The organism is Streptomyces fulvoviolaceus (genome assembly GCF_000718165.1).
Lineage (GTDB): Bacteria > Actinomycetota > Actinomycetes > Streptomycetales > Streptomycetaceae > Streptomyces > Streptomyces fulvoviolaceus.
Genome location: NZ_JOEY01000038.1, coordinates 37,580 through 57,683, shown reverse-complemented (window position 1 = coordinate 57,683; position 20,104 = coordinate 37,580). Strand labels below are relative to the sequence as shown.

18 protein-coding genes are annotated in these 20,104 nt (G+C 70.9%); 3 read left to right on the top strand and 15 right to left on the bottom strand.

Going from position 1 to position 20,104, the window contains the following annotated elements; all coding sequences use genetic code 11:
• Positions 1-7 precede the first annotated feature (7 nt).
• Positions 8-1,477, top strand: coding sequence for an L-fucose/L-arabinose isomerase family protein (locus IG08_RS0135260; protein WP_030612271.1), 1,470 nt, complete (start codon positions 8-10; stop codon positions 1,475-1,477).
• 4 nt (positions 1,478-1,481) lie between these two features.
• Here the strand turns inward: IG08_RS0135260 and IG08_RS0135255 are convergent, their stop codons facing one another.
• Genes IG08_RS0135255 through IG08_RS0135215 form a run of 9 tightly spaced genes read right to left on the bottom strand, consistent with a single transcriptional unit; the run spans position 1,482 to position 11,291 of the window.
• Complete coding sequence (locus IG08_RS0135255; protein ID WP_043456038.1) at positions 1,482-2,570, bottom strand: alpha/beta hydrolase family protein; 1,089 nt, start codon at positions 2,568-2,570, stop codon at positions 1,482-1,484.
• Between the two features lie 2 nt (positions 2,571-2,572).
• Positions 2,573-3,298 carry an ABC transporter ATP-binding protein gene (locus tag IG08_RS0135250; RefSeq protein ID WP_030612267.1) on the bottom strand — a complete coding sequence of 242 codons (726 nt, stop codon included), beginning with the start codon at positions 3,296-3,298 and terminating at the stop codon, positions 2,573-2,575.
• Complete coding sequence (locus IG08_RS0135245) at positions 3,292-5,067, bottom strand: branched-chain amino acid ABC transporter ATP-binding protein/permease (protein ID WP_043456014.1); 1,776 nt, start codon at positions 5,065-5,067, stop codon at positions 3,292-3,294. The genes IG08_RS0135250 and IG08_RS0135245 overlap by 7 nt, the downstream gene beginning before the upstream one ends.
• Entirely contained in the window at positions 5,064-5,945 is an 882-nt protein-coding gene (locus IG08_RS0135240; RefSeq protein ID WP_030612261.1) for a branched-chain amino acid ABC transporter permease, read from the bottom strand. Before IG08_RS0135240 ends, IG08_RS0135245 begins: the two co-directional genes overlap by 4 nt.
• 1 nt (position 5,946) lies before the next feature.
• Positions 5,947-7,179 (bottom strand): amino acid ABC transporter substrate-binding protein, encoded by a 1,233-nt coding sequence (locus tag IG08_RS0135235; RefSeq protein WP_052424994.1) that lies wholly within the window; start codon positions 7,177-7,179, stop codon positions 5,947-5,949.
• 11 nt (positions 7,180-7,190) lie between these two features.
• Positions 7,191-8,168 (bottom strand): alpha-ketoacid dehydrogenase subunit beta, encoded by a 978-nt coding sequence (locus IG08_RS0135230; RefSeq protein WP_030612256.1) that lies wholly within the window; start codon positions 8,166-8,168, stop codon positions 7,191-7,193.
• Positions 8,156-9,121, bottom strand: coding sequence for a thiamine pyrophosphate-dependent dehydrogenase E1 component subunit alpha (locus tag IG08_RS0135225; protein WP_234343042.1), 966 nt, complete (start codon positions 9,119-9,121; stop codon positions 8,156-8,158). The genes IG08_RS0135230 and IG08_RS0135225 overlap by 13 nt, the downstream gene beginning before the upstream one ends.
• 14 nt (positions 9,122-9,135) lie before the next feature.
• Positions 9,136-10,371, bottom strand: a complete 1,236-nt coding sequence (locus IG08_RS0135220; RefSeq protein WP_030612250.1) for a M24 family metallopeptidase — start codon at positions 10,369-10,371, stop codon at positions 9,136-9,138.
• On the bottom strand, positions 10,368-11,291 hold the full coding sequence (locus IG08_RS0135215) for an NAD(P)-dependent oxidoreductase (RefSeq protein ID WP_030612247.1): 924 nt from the start codon (positions 11,289-11,291) through the stop codon (positions 10,368-10,370). Before IG08_RS0135215 ends, IG08_RS0135220 begins: the two co-directional genes overlap by 4 nt.
• Before the next feature lie 160 nt (positions 11,292-11,451).
• Here IG08_RS0135215 and IG08_RS0135210 point away from each other — a divergent pair, with 160 nt between their 5' ends.
• The gene (locus IG08_RS0135210; RefSeq protein WP_199820957.1) at positions 11,452-12,471 is read left to right on the top strand and encodes a LacI family DNA-binding transcriptional regulator; all 1,020 of its coding nucleotides are present in this window, start codon (positions 11,452-11,454) and stop codon (positions 12,469-12,471) included.
• A gap of 3 nt (positions 12,472-12,474) precedes the next feature.
• On the opposite strand, the gene IG08_RS0135205 is transcribed toward IG08_RS0135210, so the two are convergent.
• The gene (locus IG08_RS0135205; RefSeq protein WP_030612242.1) at positions 12,475-12,966 is read right to left on the bottom strand and encodes a nucleotidyltransferase domain-containing protein; all 492 of its coding nucleotides are present in this window, start codon (positions 12,964-12,966) and stop codon (positions 12,475-12,477) included.
• 189 nt (positions 12,967-13,155) lie between these two features.
• Between IG08_RS0135205 and IG08_RS0135200 the strand changes: the two genes are divergently transcribed.
• The gene (locus IG08_RS0135200) at positions 13,156-14,418 is read left to right on the top strand and encodes an MFS transporter (protein ID WP_030612239.1); all 1,263 of its coding nucleotides are present in this window, start codon (positions 13,156-13,158) and stop codon (positions 14,416-14,418) included.
• Here the strand turns inward: IG08_RS0135200 and IG08_RS0135195 are convergent.
• The 5 genes from IG08_RS0135195 to IG08_RS0135175 form a co-directional block, all read right to left on the bottom strand.
• Positions 14,374-15,237, bottom strand: coding sequence for an LLM class flavin-dependent oxidoreductase (locus tag IG08_RS0135195; RefSeq protein ID WP_030612237.1), 864 nt, complete (start codon positions 15,235-15,237; stop codon positions 14,374-14,376). The genes IG08_RS0135200 and IG08_RS0135195 overlap by 45 nt on opposite strands.
• Before the next feature lie 100 nt (positions 15,238-15,337).
• The gene (locus IG08_RS0135190; protein ID WP_030612233.1) at positions 15,338-16,249 is read right to left on the bottom strand and encodes a YceI family protein; all 912 of its coding nucleotides are present in this window, start codon (positions 16,247-16,249) and stop codon (positions 15,338-15,340) included.
• Between the two features lie 34 nt (positions 16,250-16,283).
• Positions 16,284-17,354: a maleylacetate reductase gene (locus IG08_RS0135185; protein WP_030612230.1), complete on the bottom strand. Its 1,071-nt coding sequence runs from the start codon at positions 17,352-17,354 to the stop codon at positions 16,284-16,286.
• The gene (locus tag IG08_RS0135180; protein WP_030612227.1) at positions 17,351-18,214 is read right to left on the bottom strand and encodes a dioxygenase family protein; all 864 of its coding nucleotides are present in this window, start codon (positions 18,212-18,214) and stop codon (positions 17,351-17,353) included. Before IG08_RS0135180 ends, IG08_RS0135185 begins: the two co-directional genes overlap by 4 nt.
• Positions 18,215-18,232: 18 nt before the next feature.
• Positions 18,233-19,990: an FAD-dependent oxidoreductase gene (locus IG08_RS0135175; protein WP_030612223.1), complete on the bottom strand. Its 1,758-nt coding sequence runs from the start codon at positions 19,988-19,990 to the stop codon at positions 18,233-18,235.
• Positions 19,991-20,104: the final 114 nt, after the last annotated feature.

Sequence of the window (20,104 nt, the reverse complement as noted above, 5' to 3'; positions counted from 1 at the left end):
ACCGACCATGGCAACGACCGAACCCACGACAGCCACCGCGGACCGCGCCGGCACGCTGCGCGAGCTGCTCCCCCCGGTGACCCGCCGCCGTACCCGGATCGGACTGGTCGCGGGCGGTCTCGGCGCCTACTGGCCGCAATTCCCCGGGCTGCTCCCGCAGTTGAGGGAGTCGTCCGCGTACGTGGCCGAGCGCTTCCAGCGGATGGACGCGGAGGTGACCGACGTCGGCTTCATCTCCGACGCCGAGGAGGGAGCGGCCGCCGCCGAGCAACTGCGCCGGGCGGACTGCGACTTGATCGTGCTGTTCCTGACGACGTATCTGACCTCGTCGATGGTGCTGCCGATCGCCCGGCGCTCACAGACGCCCGTCCTGGTCATCGACCTGCAGCCGTCCGAGCGGATGGACCACGCGTCCTTCGACACGGGTGCCTGGCTGGCGTACTGCGCGCAGTGCTCCGTACCCGAGGTCGGCAACGTCTTCCGCCGGGCCGGCATCCCCTTCCGGTCGGTGTCGGGCTGGCTGCGCCAGGAGTCCGCCTGGCGCAGGATCGAGCAGTGGATCCGCGCCGCGCATGTCCGGGCCGCGCTCCGGCATGCCCGGCACGGGCTGATGGGGCATCTGTATCCCGGCATGCTCGACGTGTCGACCGACCTGACGCTGCTTCCGGCGGCGTTCGGCTCGCACGTCGAGGTGCTGGAGGTCGACGATCTGCGGCACCGGGTGGAGAAGGTGACCGAGGCGGAGACGCGGGAGCGGATGGCGCTCGCCCGGCAGGTCTTCACCCTCGATGACAGCGTGGTGGACGAGGACTTCGTGTGGGGGGCGACCGTGTCGGTGGCCCTCGACCGGCTCGTCGAGGACTTCGGCCTCGACACCCTCGCGTACTACCACCGCGGTCTCGACGGCGAGCTGCACGAGCGGCTCGGCGCCGGCATGATCCTGGGAGCCTCCCTGCTCACCGCCCGGGGCGTGCCGGCGGCCGGCGAGTACGAACTGCGCACCAGCGTCGCGCAGTTGGCGACCCAGTGCGTCGGCGCCGGGGGCTCCTTCACCGAGATCCAGGCCCTGAACTTCGAGGACGGCGTGGTCGAGATGGGCCACGACGGGCCCGCTCACCTCGCCGTCAGCGCCCGTGACCCACTGCTGCGCGGCCTCGGTGTCTACCACGGCAAGCGCGGCTGGGGCGTCAGCGTGGAGTTCGACGTCCAGCACGGGCCCGTCACCCTGCTCGGCCTCGGCCAGGACGCCGACGGCAGCCTGTCGTTCATCACCTCCGAGGGCACCGTCGTGCCCGGTCCGCTGCTGGAGATCGGCAACACCACCAGCCGGGTGGACTTCGGCCGTGATCCCGGCGAGTGGGTCGACGCGTGGAGCGCGACGGGCGTGGGCCACCACTGGTCTCTCGCGGTCGGCCATCACACGGCCGACTTCCGGGCCGCCGCGAGCCTGCTCGGCATCGACCACCGGGACGTATGACAGTTCAGGAAGGATGCGGCGGCGAGAGCAGCACGGTGCGTGCGAGCCAGTCGGCCGTGTACGGGCGGTGGTGTGCGGGCTGGTTCGCGCAGCCGTGGTTGCCCTCGCCGAGGGCGAGGAGTTCGGCGGGGCCGGAGGCCTCTTCGACGAGGCGGCGGGCGTCCTGCCACGGGAAGAGACGGTCGCGTTTGCCGGTGACGACGAGGAGCGGGCAGGAGAGGGACTTCGTACGGCCGGACAGCGTGAGCTCACGGGCGGCGCGGGCCGCGGCGGACTCGTCCGGCGTGTGGGAGCGGTGGCGGAAGGCGGCGCGGGTGAGGGGCGGCAACTGGTCCCAGGCGGCGCCGAAGTCGTACGGGCCGGCCAGCGCCACACAGGCGCGCACCCTGTCGTCACCGGCGGCCACCCGCGGGGCGTAGTAGCCGCCGAGGCTGACGCCCCAGACGCAGATCCGCCCCGCGTCGACGCCCGGCTGGACGGCGAGGGCGTCGATGAGGACCCGGCCGGGCTCCTCCCAGGCGGAGGTGATGGGCAGGTCGTACTCCGCCTCGCCCTGGCCCGGGCCGTCCACGGAGAAGGTGGCCAACCCCCGGTCCAGGAAGGTGCGTTCGGTGGTGCGGAACTCCTCCTTGGTGGAGTCAAGGCCGGGGATCATCAGTACGGCGGGGTGCGGGCCCGGGCCGACGGGGAGCCGGAGGATGCCCACCAGGGTGGCGTCCTGGTACGGGATCTCGATGCGGCGTCCCGGCGGGTCGAGGTGGGGCAGGGCGTCGTCCAGGCAGCGGACCGCCGCCTGGTGGGTGTCGCGGGCCTCGTCCGGGTCCTCGAAGTAGAGGAACTTCCCGAAGTGGTAGTAGAGGGCGGCCCTGGCGAGGTGTTCGCCGGCCGAGCGGGCGCGGCCCTCGGTGAGGGCGTCGCGGCCGAGCCGTTCGTGTCCGGACGCCGCCCTCGACCAGGCGGCGCACCACTGGCCCCAGTGTTCCAGACCGCCGATGATCTCCTGGAAGTCGGAGACGATCACGCCGTTGGTGGTGAAGCGCGGGGCCCAGTTGGCGAGGGCGGAGACGATACGGGCGTCCTGTGGAGCAGGCACGGTCACTGTCCTCCTGTGGTCGGGGCGCCCAGATAGAGCTGCCCGATGTCGGGGTGCGCCGCGATCTCGGCGGCCTTGCCGGTGAGCCGGATCCGGCCGCCTTCCATGACGACGCCGTGGGTGGCGAGGCCGAGCCCGACCCGTACGTTCTGCTCGACCAGCAGCACGGTGGCCCCGGACCGGTGGATGCGCTCGATGAGTGCGGCGACGGCCGCGAGGCTGTGGGGGTCCAGGCCGAGGGAGGGTTCGTCCATCATCACGACCTTCGGCTCCAGCATCAGACAGCGGCCGATCTCGACCATGCGGCGCTGTCCGCCGGACAGGTTCCCGGCCGGCTCCGAGGCACGCTCGCGCACGAGCGGGACGAGTTCCTCGACGGCGGCGCGCCGGGCGCGCAGCAGGGCGCGGTCCTTGCGGAGGAGATAGCCGCCCATCAGGACGTTCTCGGCGACGGTCATCTTGGGGAACAGCGCCTGGGACTGCGGCACTTGGACGATGCCGTGGCGCAGGATGTCGCGCGGGGAGAGTCCGGAGAGGAGAACACCGTCGAGCAGGACCTCTCCCCTGCGAGGGTTCAGCAGTCCCGAGATCACCCGCAGCACCGTGGACTTGCCCGCACCGTTGGGGCCGATGAGGCACGTGACCGTGGCCGGCGGGCACGACAGGGACACCTCGTGCAGGACGTCGCCGCCTCCGTAGCCCGCCACCACACCGTCGAGGGTCAGCACGGCCGCTCCACCTTCCGCTCGGCCTTCGGGTCCCCCAGGTACGCCTCCAGGACCGCCGGGTCGTCCCGGATCTTCCCCGGCGGTCCCTCGGCGATCGTCCTGCCCTGCGAGAACACGACCACCGGGTCGCACAGGTCCAGCACGAGCGGGATGTTGTGCTCGACGAGCAGGAACGTGACGCCCTGGTCGGCGAGTTGGCGTATGACGCCCTTGAGGTGTTCCACCAGCGCCGGGTTGATGCCGCCGGCCGGTTCGTCCAGGAGGATCAGCCGGGTGTCGAGCATCAGGATCTGGGCGAGTTCGACCAGCTTCTGCTGCCCGTACGACAGTGAGCCCGCGGGTTCCGCCGCGAACCGCCCCAGCCCCATGAAGTCGAGGAGCTCACGCGCCCGTCGGGCCTCCGCGCCGGTGACTCCGCCTCGTACCGCCGTACGCCAGCGGCCGTCGGGGAGCGGTGCGACGACGTTCTCCAGGACGCTCATCCCGTGGAAGAGTCTGGTCGTCTGGAAGGTGCGGCCGAGGCCCAGGTGGCACCGCTCCCAGGGCGGCATACGGTCGATGTGCCGGCCCTCGAACGTGATCTCCCCCGCGTCGGCACGCAGCGTGCCGGTGACGAGGTTGAACAGGGTGGTCTTGCCCGACCCGTTGGGGCCGATCAGGCCGGTGATCGTGCCTCGTCGTACGACGAGATCGGCGCCGTCCACCGCGACCAGGCCACCGAATCGCTTCGACACTCCACTGATCCGCAGGAGTTCGGCCTGGCTTCCTGAGGCAAGGGAGGCCCGCACCGGCGGCAGCCTCCCCAACGCGCCCTCTTGGTCGGTGTACTCCACCGTCCGCGGATGCCGCGCCCGCCACCACGCGGCCGCGCCCGGCAGCAGCCCCTGCGGCAGGAACAGCACCACGCCTGTGAGCAGCGCCCCGAACAGCAGCAGCCTGCTGCTGGACCCGCCGCCGTACACCGTGGCCGCCTCGCTGCCGATGGCGACGACGAAGGCCCCGACCACCGGTCCGTACAGGCTGCCGCGCCCGCCGAGGAGCGCGGCCAGGACCACCATGACGCTCGCCAGGACGGCGAACATGGTGGTGGGGCTGATGTACGACAGGAAGTAGCCGTAGATCCCGCCCGCGACGCCGGTGAAGAAGGCGCCCGAGGCATAGGCCGTCACCTTGTAGCGGGTGGTGGGGATGCCGATGGCGGCGGCCTTGCCCTCGTCCTCCCGGATGGCGATCAGGCCGGAGCCGAGTTTGCGGGTCCGTATCCAGGCGCTGAAGGCGAGGGTCAGGGCCAGCAGGGCCAGGAAGAGGTAGTAGAAGGGCAGGTTGCCGGTGTCGCGGGACCAGGGCGGCAGCGGCATCGCCAACCCCTGGTTGCCGTGGGTCAGTTGGGGCAGGTTGGTGGCGAGGACCTGCATCGTGAGCAGCAGGGCGATGGTGACGATGACGAAGGCGGCGCCACGCGAGCGCAGCACGACCGCACCGATCGCCACCGCGACGCCCGCGGCGAGCACTCCGCCGAGCGGGGCCGCCAACAGCGGGTTGATGTCGAGGCGTTCGGCGGCGATACCGCCCAGGTAGGCCCCGATGCCGAGGAACGCACTGTGACCGAGCGAGACGTAACCGGCGTACCCGGAGAGGATGTTCCAGCTCACGGCCTGGACCGCGAGCAACAGACACAGCACGGCGACGGTCAGGTGGTACTCGGTGCCGATGCCCAGCACCGGGTAGACGGCGAGCGCCGCCGCAACCACCCCGACTACCCACTTCATGCCGCCACGTCCTCCCGCACCCGCGTCCCGAACAGGCCCTGCGGACGGACGATCAGCACCGCCATGATGACGCCGTAGAAGACCAGGATCGACCACTGCGGGGACACGTACACCGAGGTCAGCGACTCGGCGAGGCCGAGGATCAGCGCGCCGGTCAGCGCCCCGGGCAGGCTGCCGAGGCCGCCCAGGACGATGATGCCGAGGATGCGGGCGATCCACTCGTAGTGCGAGGCGGGGAAGAACGGCACCAGGACGGAGAGCACCGAGCCGCCCATGCCCGCGCTGGCCGTGCCCAGGGCGAAGGCCAGCGTGGCGGTCGGTACGGCGCTCACTCCGACCAGGGCGGCGCCGGACGGGTTCTGCGCCCACGCTCGGATGGCCCGCCCGGTCCAGGTGTGGTCGAGTACGGCGTAGAACACGGCCAGGACGGCGAGCGCGGCGAGGAAGCCGTACAGCGGGGCCTTGGGCAGGGAGATCGGGCCCAGCGTGTACGACTCGTCGAAGTAGCCGGGAGTGGCGGACCGGAAGCGGTTGCCGGCCGTCACATTGAGCAGGCCCTCGATGAGCAGCGCCACGCCGAACATCAGCAGCACGGACATCGACGGGGGCGCGGATCGCAGCCGGGCGCCGACCAGGCGGTAGAAGGCCCAGCCGAGGCCGAACATCAGCGGGGTCGTGAGGGCGGCCAGCGCGATCGGGTCGATGCCGGTCGCCCGCCACACCCACCAGGTGACGAAGGCGGACAGGACGAGGAAGGCCCCCTGGGCGACGTTGATGACGCGCATGACGCCGAAGATCAGGGTGAGGCCCGAGGCCATCAGGGCGTACACCCCGCCGATCAGCAGCCCCAGCGCGAGGGTCTGGACGAACTGGGCCACGTCAACTCCAGCCCGGCTTCGGGTAGATGACCGTCTTCGTGGTGGCGGCGTCCTCGGGCGAGACGATCTGGACCTTCCCGCCCTGCCACTGGGCGAGGAGGAAACTGCCGAGCGGCGCACCCCGCTTGTCCCACTTCAACGGGCCGAGGATGGTCTCGACCTCGTTCGCGTGCAGCCACTCGGCGACCTTGTCCTGGTCGGTCCCCTTCGCGCCCTCGATGCCGGCCCGCAGCACCTGGGCGGCGGCGAAGGCGTCGGCGGCGTCCTCCGCGGGGACCGCGTTGTCGTACTCCTTCGCGTACGCCGTCACGAACTCCTTGTTGAGCGGGGTCGGCGCGCTCTCGTGCCAGCTGACCGAGTAGAAGACCCCCTCCGTGTTGGCCGTGCCGACGCCCTTGCTGTACTGCCCGGCGTTGCTCGGCGCGGACATCTGGAAGAAGGCCTTGGGCGAGAAGTCCTGCTGTTTGAGAGCACGGACCAACCCGACGCCGTCCTGGAACACCGCGCCCTGCGCGAGGAGTTCGGGCTTCTTGCCCGCGATGGCGGCGGCGATCGGCTGCATGTTGGTGGTCTCGGCCGGATAGACGCTGGTGTACACGGTCCTGATGCCGAGGTCCTCCAGCAGTCCCTGGAGCCGCTCGATGACCGGCCGGGTGAAGGGGTCGTCCTGGGTGGTGTACGCCGCCGAGGTCGGACGCTCGGCCGCCGGCAGGGACTTCACCCAGTCCACGAAGGTGTTCGCCTGGTCGGCGGAGAGCGCGGGCTGGGCGAAGAAGAGGTGGTCGAAGCCGCGCGTGAAGATGTTCTCCGCGCCGCCGGCAGGCTCGACGAAGACCATGCCCTGCCGCTCGGCGACCGCGGAGGCCGGGTAGTTGAGCAGCGAGGAGAAGGTGCCGAGCAGGAAGTCCACCCGGTCCTGGGTGATCAACCGGGTGTAGTCGGAGACCACCGTGTCCTGGCTGCTGGCGTCATCCGTGATCTTCAGCTGGACCTTGCGGCCGAGGATCCCGCCGTCGGCGTTCACCATCTCCCGCCAGATCCGGTAACCGCGCCCGGCCTCCTGACCCGGCTGCGAGAACTGCCCGGTCAGCGGCAGCGAGGCGCCGATGACCAGCTCGTCCTCGTCGCCGCCGCCTGCCGATCCCTCGCCCGAGCAACCGACCAGTGCGGCAAGTCCCAGCCCCAGCCCGACAGTTGTGAACTCCCGCCGGGACAGCCCATCCGCTCCACCCATGACGACTCCAGCTAGTCCATGCTCTTGGCGATCGTGTCGGCGATCCGGTCCACGCTCGGCAGCGCCGCGTCCTCCAGCGAGTCGGCGGCGGGCAGCGGGACATGAGGGGTGGTGATCCGTACCAGCGGCCCGTCCAGGCTGGTGAACCCCTCCTCGGCGCAGATCGACACCACCTCGGCGCCCCAGCCGCACAGCCGGGGGTTCTCCTCGACGGTGAACAGCCGCCCGGTCCGCTCCAGCGCGTCCAGCACGGCGCGTACGTCCAGCGGCACGAGGCTGCGCAGGTCGAGCACCTCGGCGTCGATGCCGTTGTCCCGGGCGAGCCGCTCGGCGGCGGCCAGCGCACGTGGCACCATCAGCCCCAGCGCGACGATGACGCAGTCCTGCCCCGCACGCCGTACGACGGCGGAGCCCAACGTGTCGGTGATCTCGCCGTCCGGAACCTCGCCCCGGACCGGGTAAAGCCCTTTGGCCTCAAGGAAGATGACGGGATCGGGATCCCGTACGGCGGCCGCCAGGAGGCCGATGACATCGCGGGGCGTGGACGGTACGACGACCTTGAGTCCCGGCACCGCCATCACCCAGTTGGCCACGTCCTGCGAGTGCTGCGCCCCGAAGCGCAGACCCCCGCCGTTGGCGGCCCGCACCACCAGCGGCAGGGACAACTGACCGCCCGCCATGTAACGGGTCTTGGCGATCTGGTTGGCGAGCAGGTCCCAGCCGACGCCGAAGAAGTCACTGAACATGATCTCGGCGACCGGTCGCAGCCCGGTCATCGCGGCGCCCATCGCCGCGCCCAGGATGGCCTGTTCGGAGATCGGCGTGTCCCGTATCCGCCGCGGCCCGAACTCGTCGAGCAGCCCGGCGGTCGTCTTGAACACCCCGCCCGCGGCCGCGACGTCCTCACCGATCAGCACGACCCGCTCGTCGCGCCGCAGCTCCTGGGCGAGACCACGTGCGACCGCGTCCCGGTACGTCAGTTGCGCCATGCCGCACCTCCGTCGGCCCACAAGTCGCGCTCGATGAGGGCTAGTTCGGGAACCGGCCCGTCCTCGGCGGCCTTCGTCGCCTCGTCGGTCTCCCGGGCGGCCGCGTCCTCGATCCCGGCGAGGGTCTCCTCGTCGATCCCGGCGGCGAGCAGCTTGGCGCGGTAGGCGGGGAGGGGATCGCGGGCGAGCCAGTCCTCGACCTCCTGTTGCGGGCGGTACGTCCCCGGGTCGGCCCGCGAGTGCCCTCCGTGCCGGTAGGTGTCGGCCTCTATGAGGCTCGGTCCGCCGCCCGTGCGCGCCTTGCTGAACGCGGTGAGCGCCGTCTCGTACACCGCTTCGACGTCGTTCCCGTCGACGACGATCCGCTCCAGCCCGTACGCCGCCGCGCGGTCGGCCGCGGGCCGCTCCACGGCGGTCACGTCGGCGATCGGCGTGTACTCCATGTACTGGTTGTTCTCACAGACGTACACGACCGGCAGCTGCCATACGGCGGCGAGGTTCAGCGCCTCGTGGAACGCGCCGATGTTGGCGGTCCCGTCGCCGAAGAAGCAGACCGCGACCTGTTCGGTGCCGCGCAGTTGGGCCGACCAGGCGGCGCCGGCCGCGATGGGGAGGTGGGCGCCCACGATGGCGTAACTGCCCATCATTCCGTGCTCGGTGCTGGTCAGGTGCATGCTGCCGCCCTTGCCGGACATCAGGCCGTTCCCGCGGCCCATCAGCTCGGCGAGGATCGCCGCCATGGGGGCGCCGCGCGCCAGGGTGTGGGCGTGGCCCCGGTAGGTGGCGAAGGTGTAGTCGTCGGGGCGCATGACGGCGGCGAATCCGGCGGCCACGGCCTCCTGGCCGGTGGACAGGTGGCTGGTGCCCTTGACGAGACCGCGCAGGAAGAGGTCGTAGGCCCGCTTCTCCATGGCGCGCATGCGCACCATCTGGCGATAAAGCTCTACATCCACTTGTCGTCCCTCCCTCAGTAGCGGTTGGCGACGAAGAGTTCCTGGGCGGGGAAGAGGGTGAGCACCCGGGCGCCGTCTGCGGTGACCAGGACCTCCTCCTCGATGCGGGCCGCCGAGTAGCCGTCGGTGGCCGGGCAGTAGGTCTCCAGGGCGAAGACCATGCCTTCCTGGATCTCCTCCGGGTTCTCCAGGGAGTTCAGCCGGCTGATGATCGGGCGTTCGTGGAGTCCGAGCCCCAGCCCGTGCCCGAACTGCAGCCCGAAGCAGTCCATTTCGGTGGCGAATCCGAAGTCCTGGGCCCGGGGCCAGGCGCGGGCGATGGCGTCGGTCGTCACGCCCGGCTTGACGAGGTCGATCGCCGCGTCGATCCACTCACGGGCGCGACGGTAGGCGGCGCGCTGCGGGGCGGTCGACGAACCGACGTTCAGGGTGCGGTAGTAGCAGGTGCGGTAGCCGTTGTACGACTGGATGATGTCGAAGAAACAGGTGTCGCCGGGCCGGATCAGCCGGTCGGTGAAGTTGTGCGGATGCGGGTTGCACCGCTCCCCGGAGACGGCGTTGATCGCCTCGACGTCGTCGGAGCCCTGCTCGTAGAGGTACTTGTTGGCGAGCGCGACGATGTCGTTCTCACGCACGCCGGGCTTGAGCGCCTCGGAGATGGCCTGGTAGCAGCCGTCGACCATGGCGGCGGACTGAGTGAGCAGCAGGATCTCGTCCGGGTTCTTCAACTGCCGGGCGTCCAGCATCACCTGCTGGCCGTCGGCGGCACGCAACCCGGCCTGCTGGAGAGCGAACAGGAGCGGCGGCTCGACGATGTCCAGGCCGACGGGCTCGTCCGCGACCCCGGCCTCCTGGAGCAGGTCGTGTATCTCGGCGACGGCCCGGTCGAAGAGCCCGGCCTCGGGGCGTACGGCACCACGCAGGCCCAGCATTCCGGCCCGGCAGTTGTCCGGCTCGAGCCAGGGTGCGTACAGCTGGTGGTGGCGGGCCGCCGAGCCGAAGTCCCAGAGGACGGGCTCCCCTTCACGGGTGAGGAGCGCGTAGCGGGTCATCTTGTCTCGCGACCACTCGCCGATCATCGTGCCGGTGAGGTAGCGGATGTTGTTGACGTCGAAGAGGAGCAGGGCGCCGAGCCCGCTGGCGTCGAGGGCGGCACGCGTCCGCTCCAGGCGGTAGGCGCGCAGCCGGTCGAAGTCGACGCGGGACTCGAAGTCGACGGCGGTGTGGCCGGGGGCGTGTGCAACGGTCATCGCTCCTCCACCTCCGCTTGCAGCAACAGCCCGGAGGCGCGGGCGACTTCGGTGAGCAGTACCGCGAAGTCGACCTGTGGTCCCTGAGTCTGTGCGGAGGCTTGCACCAGCTGGTGCACGAGTGCCGTGACCGGCATGCTCACCTCGCTCTCCCGGGCGGCGGCGAGGCCCAACTCGAAGTCCTTGCGGAGCAGTTGGGGGGTGAAGGTCGGGGTGAAGTCCAGCTGGGTGAAGGCGGGGGTCTTGTAGCGGGTGAAGACCGAGCCGAGCACCGAGGTGTTGATGAAGTCCAGGAAGTCCGAGCGCCGCACCCCGCCCTTCTCGGCGAGCACGGTGATCTCGGCGAGGGACTGGACGACCGCACCGAGGAACAGATTGTGGGCGATCTTCACGAGCCGGCCTTCCTCGCCGTCCCCGACGCGGGTGGCCGCGCCGCAGATGGCGGTCAACAGCGGCCGGACGACGTCGTACGCCTGTGTCGGTCCCGAGACGACGAAGGCCGCCGTGCCCGCCCGGACCGCCGAGGGGTTGCCGCTGACCGGCGCCGCGAGCATCCGGACTCCGGCCTTGGCCGACTCGGCGCGGACCTGGAGGGAGACCTCCGGGGAGACCGTCGAGCAGTCCACCAGGACGTCCGGAGCGAGGCGCTGCCGCAGCAGCCCGTTCTCGCCGAGGGTCACCTCGGTGAGCGCGTCGTCAGCGGCGACCATCGTGAACACCACGTCCCGGTCGGCGAGTTCGGCCATGGAGCCGACGACAGTGGCGCCGTACTCCTGCAGTGCCTCGGCCTTGGCGCGGGTGCGGTTGTGGACCCCGACCTCGTAGCCGGCGCCGAGCAGCCGTCGGATCATCGCGCTGCCCATCCGGCCGGTTCCGATCCAGCCGATCCGCGGTTTCACCGGTTCCGTTCGCGTCGTCATCGCGGCGTCCCTCCGCTGTCGTACGCAAGGCAAACGATGTGTCGGTTACCGAGTGTTGAGCGCTCCATGATCTGGATCTAAGCTCAGGATTCATGGACGGCAATCGTTTGTCTTCTGGACAGTATGAACGCCCTGACTGCCCGTCAAGGGGCGGCGCACGGTGACCGTCACACTCGCCGATGTGGCCCGCAGGGCGCGCGTCCACCCCGGCACCGCCTCCAAGGCGCTGAACCCGGCGACCCGTCACCGGGTGGCCCCGGACACGGTCCGCCGTATCGTCCGAGCCGCCCAGGCCCTCGGTTACGAGCCCAACTCGCTGGCCCGCGGCCTGCGCACGAGGCGCTCACGCACGGTGGGGGTGCTGATCCCCGACCTGGCCAACCCGCTCTTCCCGCCGATCGTGCGCGGCATCGAGCAGGTGCTGGGCGCCGCCGACCATCTGGCCCTGCTGGCCGACACGGACAACGACGCGGACCGCGAAGAACGCCTGGTGGCCATGCTGCTGGGCCGCCGCAGCGACGGGTTCATCGTCGCGACGGCCCGCCGCGAGCACCCGTTGCTGGACCGCCTGGCCGACGCGGGCACGCCTCTGGTCCTCCTCAACCGCGTCAGCGACCACCCCCGCCACTCCAGCGTGACGGGCGACGACGCCGAGGGCGTCCTGGACGCCGTACGCCACCTCGCCGCGCTGGGCCACCGGCGCATCGCCCATCTCGCGGGCCCGCAGGACCTGTCCACCGGGCATCTGCGCCACCGCGCCTTCCTCGACGCCGTGGACCGGCTCGGCCTGGACCGCGGCGACTGCCCGGTCCTCCCGGGCACGACGTACTCCACGGAGGCGGGCCGCTCCGGCGCCCACGCGGCCCTCTCTCTCCACCCCCGCCCCACCGCCGTCCTCGCCGGCAACGACCTGATGGCCCTCGGCGTCCTCGACGCCCTCACCGAGGCCGGCCTGCACTGCCCGCGCGACCTGTCCGTCATCGGCTTCAACGACATGCCGATGCTGGACCGCATGGCCACGCCCCTGACCACGATCCGCACCCCGCAGCACGAGATCGGCGCGGAGTCCGCCCGCCTGATGCTCCGCATCCTCGACGGCCTGCCCGAGCCCCTGCACATCCGGCTGCCCTGCCGACTGATCGTCCGGGCCTCGACAGCCGCCGTGGGACAGCCCGGTTGACCTTCAGAAGTGCGTGGCGATCCCGAAGACGCGACGGAGTTGTGCCATGTCGTGCCGATCGCGTTCCGACGGCTCGTATCCCTGATGGAAGTAGACCTGCTGTTCGGCAGAGAGACACGGGACGGGCGTTCCCTTGATCGTGCCCGTCACAAAGCACGAGGAGGGGTAGGTGAAAGGCCGCTCCGGTTCGGGTGACGCCTGCACAGCGGAGCCGTCGTCGGCGAAGACCAGCGGATGGAGATCGATCTCGAGCCCGTCGGGAGCCCTCACGACGAACCGAACGGGCCTCCAGTCCAGGACCTCCGTGAAACCCACCGCCGACAGGGCTGCCATCGCAGCGGCCTCCTGCTCCTGCCGGTGCATCAGGTCCAGGTCGCGATGGACTCTGGTCCGCTCGCCGACCAGGGCGTCGATCCCCCAGCCTCCACCGACCCAGACATCCACCTCCGCCCGCCGCAACAGGGCGAGGACGGACAACACGTCGTCAGCTGTCATCTGGAACATACGTGCCCTGCCGGTCGGGGCGGTACGGATCGCCTTCTGGACGGTTCTGCGCCTTGCGGCCGCGACGGTCCGCCGTACACACACCGAAGCGGCTCATTGACCTTGCCCCAACGGGAGCCCCCAGCATCGGTCCAGCGATGGCTGCGACAGGGGGCGACGGTGCGCCAGCGAACAAGCGTGATGGTAGACGTGCGGCCGCTGCGACGGCCCGCGTTCCGGCGGTTGTGGGTGGCCGGCAGCGTGACCGCGCTGGGGGGACAGCTGACGGCGGTCGCCGTGCCGATGGAGATCTACGGCTTCACCGGTTCGTCGGCGTACGTCGGACTCGCCGGGTTGGTGGGCTTCGTCCCCATGGCGATGGCGGCCCTGTGGGGAGGCGCGCTCGCCGATGTGCGGGATCGGCGGCGCGTGCTGCTGGTGACCACCGCCGGCACCGGTGTGACGTCGTTGCTGTTGTGGGCGCAGGCGTGCGCGCACCTGGAGTCGGTCGGTGTGCTGCTGTTCCTGGTGGGGGTGCAGCAGGCCCTGTTCGGCGCCAATGCCGCGGTGAGCGGGGCCGTCGTGCCCCGGCTGGTGCCGCAGGAACTGCTGCCGGCCGCGAACGCGTTGCAGTCGATGGTCGTCTGGTCCGCCGGTATCGCCGGCCCGCTGCTGGCCGGCGCACTGCTCCCGGTCGTCGGAAGCCAGGTGCTGTATCTCGCCGACGCGGTCGCCCTGTGCGCGACGCTCTGGGCCGTAGGGCGGCTGCCGCCCCTCCCGCCCACCGGCGCCGCCGCGCGTGGCGCGGGCGTCCGGCGGATCGCGGAAGGGGTTCGTCTGCTGGTGACACGTCAGGTGCTGCTGGTCGTCTATCTCGCCGACTTCGCGGCCCTGTTCCTCGGTCTGCCCACCGCGCTCTTCCCGCAACTGGCGAGGGAGACGTTCCGGCCGTCGGACGTCGGGGTGTTGTACGCCGCCGTCTCGGCCGGTGGCGTACTGGCGGCGCTGTTCTCCGGGAGCTTCACCCGTACCGGCCGCCACGGAGTCGCGGTCGCGGCCTCGGTGGCCGTGTGGGGTCTGGCCGTTGGCGCGTTCGGGCTGTCGAGCTCGTTGACCTGGGCGGTGGGCTGGCTGGTCCTGGCGGGCGGTGCGCTCCTCGCGCTGGGCGTCTTCCGCAAGTCCGTCCTGCAGACCGCCGTGCCGGACGACATGCGGGGCCGTCTGCAGGGGGTCGACACCGTGGTGGCCGCGGGAGGGCCGCGCCTGGGAGACCTCGTGCACGGCGCGACCGGTGCCGCCTTCGGCACCACCTGGGCCGTCACCGGTGGCGGTGTCCTGACCGTCACGACCGCGCTCGCGCTGCTCCTGCTCTTCCCGGACTTCCGACGCCATCGCGCACCGAGCGCACCGCCCGGCAGATCAGGCGATCGCCTCGGCGAGCAGGCCGACCTGGTCGAGCCCTGATCCGGTGGGGACGAAGATGAGCTCGTCGCAGCCGCCCGCTTCGAACGCAGCGACAGTGGACTTGACCATCTCCGCACTCACCGCGGCCCCCGCCACGACCTGGCGGGCGAAGTCGCCGAGGAAGCCGTAGTAGTCCAGCAGGTAGGCATTGGCCTGCGCGTGGGCGCCTGGCCCCAGCGCGAAGTAGGCCAACGACAGCTTCCGTGCCGTGCCCTCGCGCCCGGCCTTCCGCCAGGCGGCATCGACACCGGGCGCGGCCTCGGCGAACATGTCGGGCGTACCACCGCCCATGATCCAGCCGTCGCCCAGCCGGGCCACGCGCTCGAAGGCGGTCTCGGTCGAGCCGCCCAGGATGAGCTCGGGGCCACCGCTGCGCACGGGCTCCGGCCCTATCGCGCCGGCGAGTCCGCGCTCCTCGCCGGACCAGACGCGCTTCATCTCGGTCAGCTGTTCCTCCAGCCGACGCCCCCTGCCCTTGGTGGACAGCCCGCTGGCGGCGTAGTCGTCGTCGCGCCCACCCAGGGCCACTCCCAGGACGAGGCGCCCGGCGGAGAGTCGGTCGAGCGAGGCCGCCTGCTTGGCGAGCAGCGCGGTGTTGGTGTACAGCGGCGCGAGCAGCACGCTGGTCGTCAGCCGGATCCGGCTGGTGACCGCCGCGGCCGCGGCGAGGGCGATCAGCTCCTCGTAGCCCGAGTACACCAGCCGCCCGATCGTGCCGAGGGTGCTGAACCCCGCTTCCTCCGCCCTGCCCGCCCAGTCGATGAGGGCCTTTCCTTCGGTTCCGGGGACCGTGTTGGGAAGACCGATACCGATGTCCATCTGTGCCTCCGGTCATGGGGAACACTTGGTCGGCGTCATCATGCGCCCGATCCGTGCCCGGAGTGGCCCCAGTAACCGGCAAAAAACGACCGGGTCGTCATCACTCCGGCGGCGTCGGTGTGTCGTGCGTGCGGTACATCGCCTGGACATCCAGCTCCAGTTGGACCGTGGGGCCGACCACGGCGATGCCACGCGCCAGCATGGAACGCCAGTTGAGGGTGTAGTCCTCGCGGTGCAGCTCCGCCTTGGCCAGGGCGGCGCAGCGCAACTCCTCGCCGTAGCCGCCGTTGACCATGCCCAGGTAGCTGGTGTCCAGCGACATCGACCGGCTCACGCCGTGCATGGTCAGGGTGCCCAGCAGGTTCCACTTGCTGCCGCCCCGGTAGGCGAAGCGGGTGCTCCTGAAGTCGATGTACGGAAAGTGGTCGACGTCGAGGAAGTCGGCGGAACGCAGGTGCGTGTCACGGGTGTTGTTGCCCGTGGTGATGCTCGACGCGTCGATGCGCACGTGGACACGGGACTCGGACACGTCCTGGGTGACCTGGATGCCGCCCTCGAATCGTTCGAAACGGCCGTGCACATGGGCCATGCCGACATGCTTGGCGATGAAGCGGATCGCCGTGTGCGGCGGGTCGAAGAGCCAGGTTCCGGGGACCGGGAGTTCGGCCTGCCGGGCCGGCTGAAGCCACACCTGCTGCGAGGAGAACCCCGCGTCGGCGACGACCTCGACGGTCTCCCGGTGCGGCTCCAGTCCCTCGGCCATCATCAGCAGGCTGTAACTGCCCGGCGGCAGGACGGCCATGAACATGCCGTACGGGTCCGTGGTGCCGCGTGCCGCGACCTGGTGGCTGCGCAGTTCCGTCACCGTCACATCGGCGCCGCCCAGGGGCTGGTTCACCGGGTCCAGGATCTCGCGGACGACGACACCCGCGCCGGCCGGGACGGGAAGCGTGTGGCCCGCGGCGCCTCCGGGGGCATTCCTGAATCGCCGCCGGACCAGTCCGAGGGGCATGGTGTTCACCTTTCGGTTTTCATCGGTAAGTCGATCAGGGCTTCGATTGCGGCCGGTCGCCGGCGTAGGCCGATCTCAGGACGCCCAGTACGCCCTCCTCGCTGATCGGCCGCGGGTTGGCATACGCCTGCCCGGTCGCCGCATGCGCCGCCACCGTCAAGTCGGCTTCCCTGAGCCCGAGTTCGGCCAGCGAGCGGGGTGCGCCGAGGCGCCCGGAGAGTTCCCACAGGGCCCCTGGGGCATCGTCGCTGTCCAGCGCTCGGCCGAGCGCCGCCATGGCCTCGGGCGCGGCGGACGCGTTGTAGGCGAGGGCGTACGGCAGGACGACCGTGTGGGTCTCGGCGTGCGGCAGCCCGAAGGTGCCCCCGAGGACATGGCACAGCTTGTGGTGGAGCCCCATGGTGGTCGCACCGAGCGCGGCACCGCACAGCCAGGCTCCGTAGAGGGCCCGCCCACGGGCGTCCAGGTCCCGGGGATCTGCGGCCACCCCTGTCAGGGCACCGGTCATGGCCCGTGCGCCCTCCTCGGCCATGAGCGACACCAGCGGCGAGGCGTCCGGCGCGTACAGGGCCTCGGCCGCGTGCGCCACGGCGTTGATCCCGCTGGTCACGGACAGGCCCACCGGGAGCGACAGGGTGAGCTCGGGGTCGTAGACGACACTGCGCGGCAGGACCGACGGGTCGCGGCCGGTGCGCTTGGCACCGTGTTCGGTCAGACCCCAGACCGGGGTCATCTCGGAGCCGGAGTACGTCGAGGGGACGGCGATCACCGGCATGCCGGTGCGCAGCGCGATCACCTTGCCGAGGCCGATCGCGGACCCGCCGCCGACGGCCACGCAGCCGTCGGCGCCCGCGGCGCGCGCCACTTCGACGGCCCGGTCGGCGACCTCCACCGGTACGTGCATCCGGGCCTCGGCGTGCAGCCCGACGCAGGCGCCGCCGAGCGCGTCCGCGACGGCTCGGGCCGTGTCCGCGCCCCGTGCTCCGCTGACCACCAACAGCCGTCGCAGGCCCAGGCGTTCGGCCTCGCCCGGGGTTGCGGTGACCGAGGCTCCGGGCCGCAGGACGACCCGCATGGGCTGGGCCTCGTAGGCGAACTCCCTCATGACTGCACCGGGTTGAGTACGAGGTCGAAGCGCGCGTGCCGGAACGGGTTCGGGACGCCGAACTCCCGTGCCAGGGACGGGTCGTCGGTCTCGGTGAAGTCCTGGACGAGGCTCTCCTTGACCGCGAACACGGCGTCGGAGTCGAGGTGGTCGCTGCCCGCCACGAAGATGTGCGTGGTGACCGGCGTATGTCCTGCGGCCGAGGCGATGAAGTGGATGTGGGCCGGGCGGTAGGGGTGTCGGCCCGTCGCCCGCAGGAGGTCGCCGACGGGGCCGTCCGTGGGGATCGGGTAGGGGCTCGGCACACACGTGCGGAACCAGAAGCGGCCCTCGGTGTCCGCCGTGAACAGCCCGCGCCCGTTGCCCGCCGGCTGGACCTCGGGCTGCTGGACGTCGTAGAACCCCTGGTCGTTCGCCTGCCAGACGTCGAGGACCGCGCCGGGCAGCGGCGTGCCGTCCCGGGACAGTACGCGCCCGCTGACCACGCACGGCTCGTCGCCGCCGACCAGGTCGATGTCCGCGCCGAGTTCACGGACCGGGGACTCGGTCATGTGGAAGGGTCCCAGGACGGTGCTCTCGGTGCCGTGTTCACTGCTGTTGATCGTCTCGACGAGCATCGAGACGCCGAGCACGTCCGACAGGAGGACGAACTCCTGCCGGGTGTCCGTGCAGGTCTGTCCGGTCGCCGTCAGGAAGCCGATCGCCTGCTCCCACTCCTCCATCGTCGGCTCGGTCTCGCGGACGAAGGCGTGGAGGTGGCGGGTGAGGGCGGCGAGCAGTTCACGCAGGCGCGGGTCGGCCGTGTCCTTGAGGCTGTCGACGACCGCCTCGGTGAGGTGGGTGGTGAATTCAGTGGTCATGTCCGGGGATCCTTCCGATCAGGCATGCCCGAGGATCCGCCGGACCGCCCCGGTCAGCAACCGCTCGGCCTCCTCGGTGGACGCCGCCACCGTCGCGTGCCGGAAGGCGACGTACCCGTCCGGCCGTACGAGCAGCGCTCCCCCGTCGGCCACCTCGCTGAGCCGCGCCCAGTCGCCGTACGGGTCCTCGTACTCCTGGCCGGGCCCGATGACGGCGGTGGCGATCTCCAGGTCCTGGGCCTCGGCCGCCCACAGCCAGTCCGCGCCGCCGATGCCCGTGATCAGGGTGAAGCGGCCCTGTCCGACGGTGTCGAGCGTGGACAGGGTGCGGGTGCCGGAGGTGATCCAGGCGTGCGGGAGCTTCGCGCCGGGGCGGGAGGTGGGCTGGTGGTGCAGCTCGGGGTCGCGGTCGAAGCCGGGGTCGTCGGTGCCGTCGGGCACGATCGCTTCCGACGTGTACCGCTGGTTGAGGTCGACCCCGTGCGCGTTGAACTCGTACACCTTGAAGGCGATCGCCTCGCGCAGCTTCGCGCGCTGCTTCTCGGCCGCCTCGGTGTCGTCCTTGCGGGCGTCGATGTTGGCCCACAGCTGCTCGGGGGTCTGCGGGGAGAGCCCGTCGAGCGCCTCGAAGACGGGAGCCGTCTCGCCGATGGACTTGTTGGCGCGGGTCACGATCTGCCGGCCGATCGGGGCGCGCTCGGCGGTGTAGGTGTCCAGGAGCTTCGGGGACGCGGTGCCGTCGAGGACGTGCTTGAGCTTCCAGGCCAGGTTGTAGGCGTCCTGGACGGAGGTGTTGGAGCCGAGGCCGTTGGACGGCGGGTGGCGGTGCGTGGCGTCGCCGGCGCAGAAGACGCGGCTGTCGGAGTAGGTCTCGGCGTACATCTCGTTGACGGTCCAGGCGGAGGACGACTTGATGGTCACCGGGATCTCGTCGTCGCCGACCAGCTTGCGTACGACGGACTCGGCGTACTCGGTGGTCAGGTCGGGGGCGCCGGCGGTGACGTCGTAGCCCCAGACGATCATCCACTCGTTCCAGGGCCGCACGCAGCGCACCAGGCCCGCGCCGATGCCGCCGACGGTGGCGCCCGGGGCGAGTACCCAGTAGAGGGTGGACGGCCGGTGGGCGGTGTACTTCGACAGGTCCGCGTCGAAGACGATGTTGATGCTGCCGGCCACGCCCATCTGGCCGCCCATCGGCAGCCCGGCGTCCTCGGCGACCTGCGAGCGGCCGCCGTCGGCGCCGATGAGGTACTTGGCGCGGATGGTGTACTCGTCGCCGCGCAGCCGGTCCTCGACGGTGACCGTCACGCCGAATGCGTCCTGGACGAAGGACTTGTAGACGGTGCTGAAGCGCAGCTGCGTGCCGCGCGCGACCGCCGCGTCGACGAGCACCGGCTCCATGAGGTGCTGGGGCATGTCGCACATGCGGGTGGGGCTGGCGAGCTCGTGCGCGGCCTGCACGAGCGGGTCGTTGCCCCAGGAGCGGACCCGGCCGAGCTCCTCGCCGGCCAGGCTGGTGCAGAACGTCGTGTTGCCCATCAGGTGCTGCGGCGTGGCCTTCGCGACGACGTCCTGCTCCACACCGAGGTCGCGCAGGACCTCCATGGTGCGCTGGTTGGTGATGTGCGCCCGGGGCGTGTCGGCGAGGCTCGCGTAGCGGGTGACGACGATGTTCGGTACGCCGTAGGTGCTGAGAGCAAGCGCGGCGGAGGCGCCGGCGGGGCCACTGCCGACGATGAGTACGTCGGTCACGACATCGGGCTCGACGGTGTGCACGGGGAACGCTCCAGGTAATGAGAACAGGCGCCTACTGTTCAAGATCATGTAGGTGAGTGCCGGAGCGTGGGTGTCTCAATACGAGACAGTGGGCCGTCGCCGATCTGCTTGCGC

Excerpts from the sequence above, each read along its gene's own strand:
- IG08_RS0135260 (WP_030612271.1), top strand. The coding sequence starts at position 8 with ATGGCAACGACCGAACCCACGACAGCCACCGCGGACCGCGCCGGCACG.
- IG08_RS0135245 (WP_043456014.1), bottom strand. The coding sequence starts at position 5,067 with ATGAAGTGGGTAGTCGGGGTGGTTGCGGCGGCGCTCGCCGTCTACCCG.
- IG08_RS0135235 (WP_052424994.1), bottom strand. The coding sequence starts at position 7,179 with ATGGGTGGAGCGGATGGGCTGTCCCGGCGGGAGTTCACAACTGTCGGG.
- IG08_RS0135230 (WP_030612256.1), bottom strand. The coding sequence starts at position 8,168 with ATGGCGCAACTGACGTACCGGGACGCGGTCGCACGTGGTCTCGCCCAG.
- IG08_RS0135220 (WP_030612250.1), bottom strand. The coding sequence starts at position 10,371 with ATGACCGTTGCACACGCCCCCGGCCACACCGCCGTCGACTTCGAGTCC.
- IG08_RS0135215 (WP_030612247.1), bottom strand. The coding sequence starts at position 11,291 with ATGACGACGCGAACGGAACCGGTGAAACCGCGGATCGGCTGGATCGGA.
- IG08_RS0135205 (WP_030612242.1), bottom strand. The coding sequence starts at position 12,966 with ATGACAGCTGACGACGTGTTGTCCGTCCTCGCCCTGTTGCGGCGGGCG.
- IG08_RS0135200 (WP_030612239.1), top strand. The coding sequence starts at position 13,156 with ATGGTAGACGTGCGGCCGCTGCGACGGCCCGCGTTCCGGCGGTTGTGG.
- IG08_RS0135195 (WP_030612237.1), bottom strand. The coding sequence starts at position 15,237 with ATGGACATCGGTATCGGTCTTCCCAACACGGTCCCCGGAACCGAAGGA.
- IG08_RS0135190 (WP_030612233.1), bottom strand. The coding sequence starts at position 16,249 with ATGCCCCTCGGACTGGTCCGGCGGCGATTCAGGAATGCCCCCGGAGGC.
- IG08_RS0135185 (WP_030612230.1), bottom strand. The coding sequence starts at position 17,354 with ATGAGGGAGTTCGCCTACGAGGCCCAGCCCATGCGGGTCGTCCTGCGG.
- IG08_RS0135180 (WP_030612227.1), bottom strand. The coding sequence starts at position 18,214 with ATGACCACTGAATTCACCACCCACCTCACCGAGGCGGTCGTCGACAGC.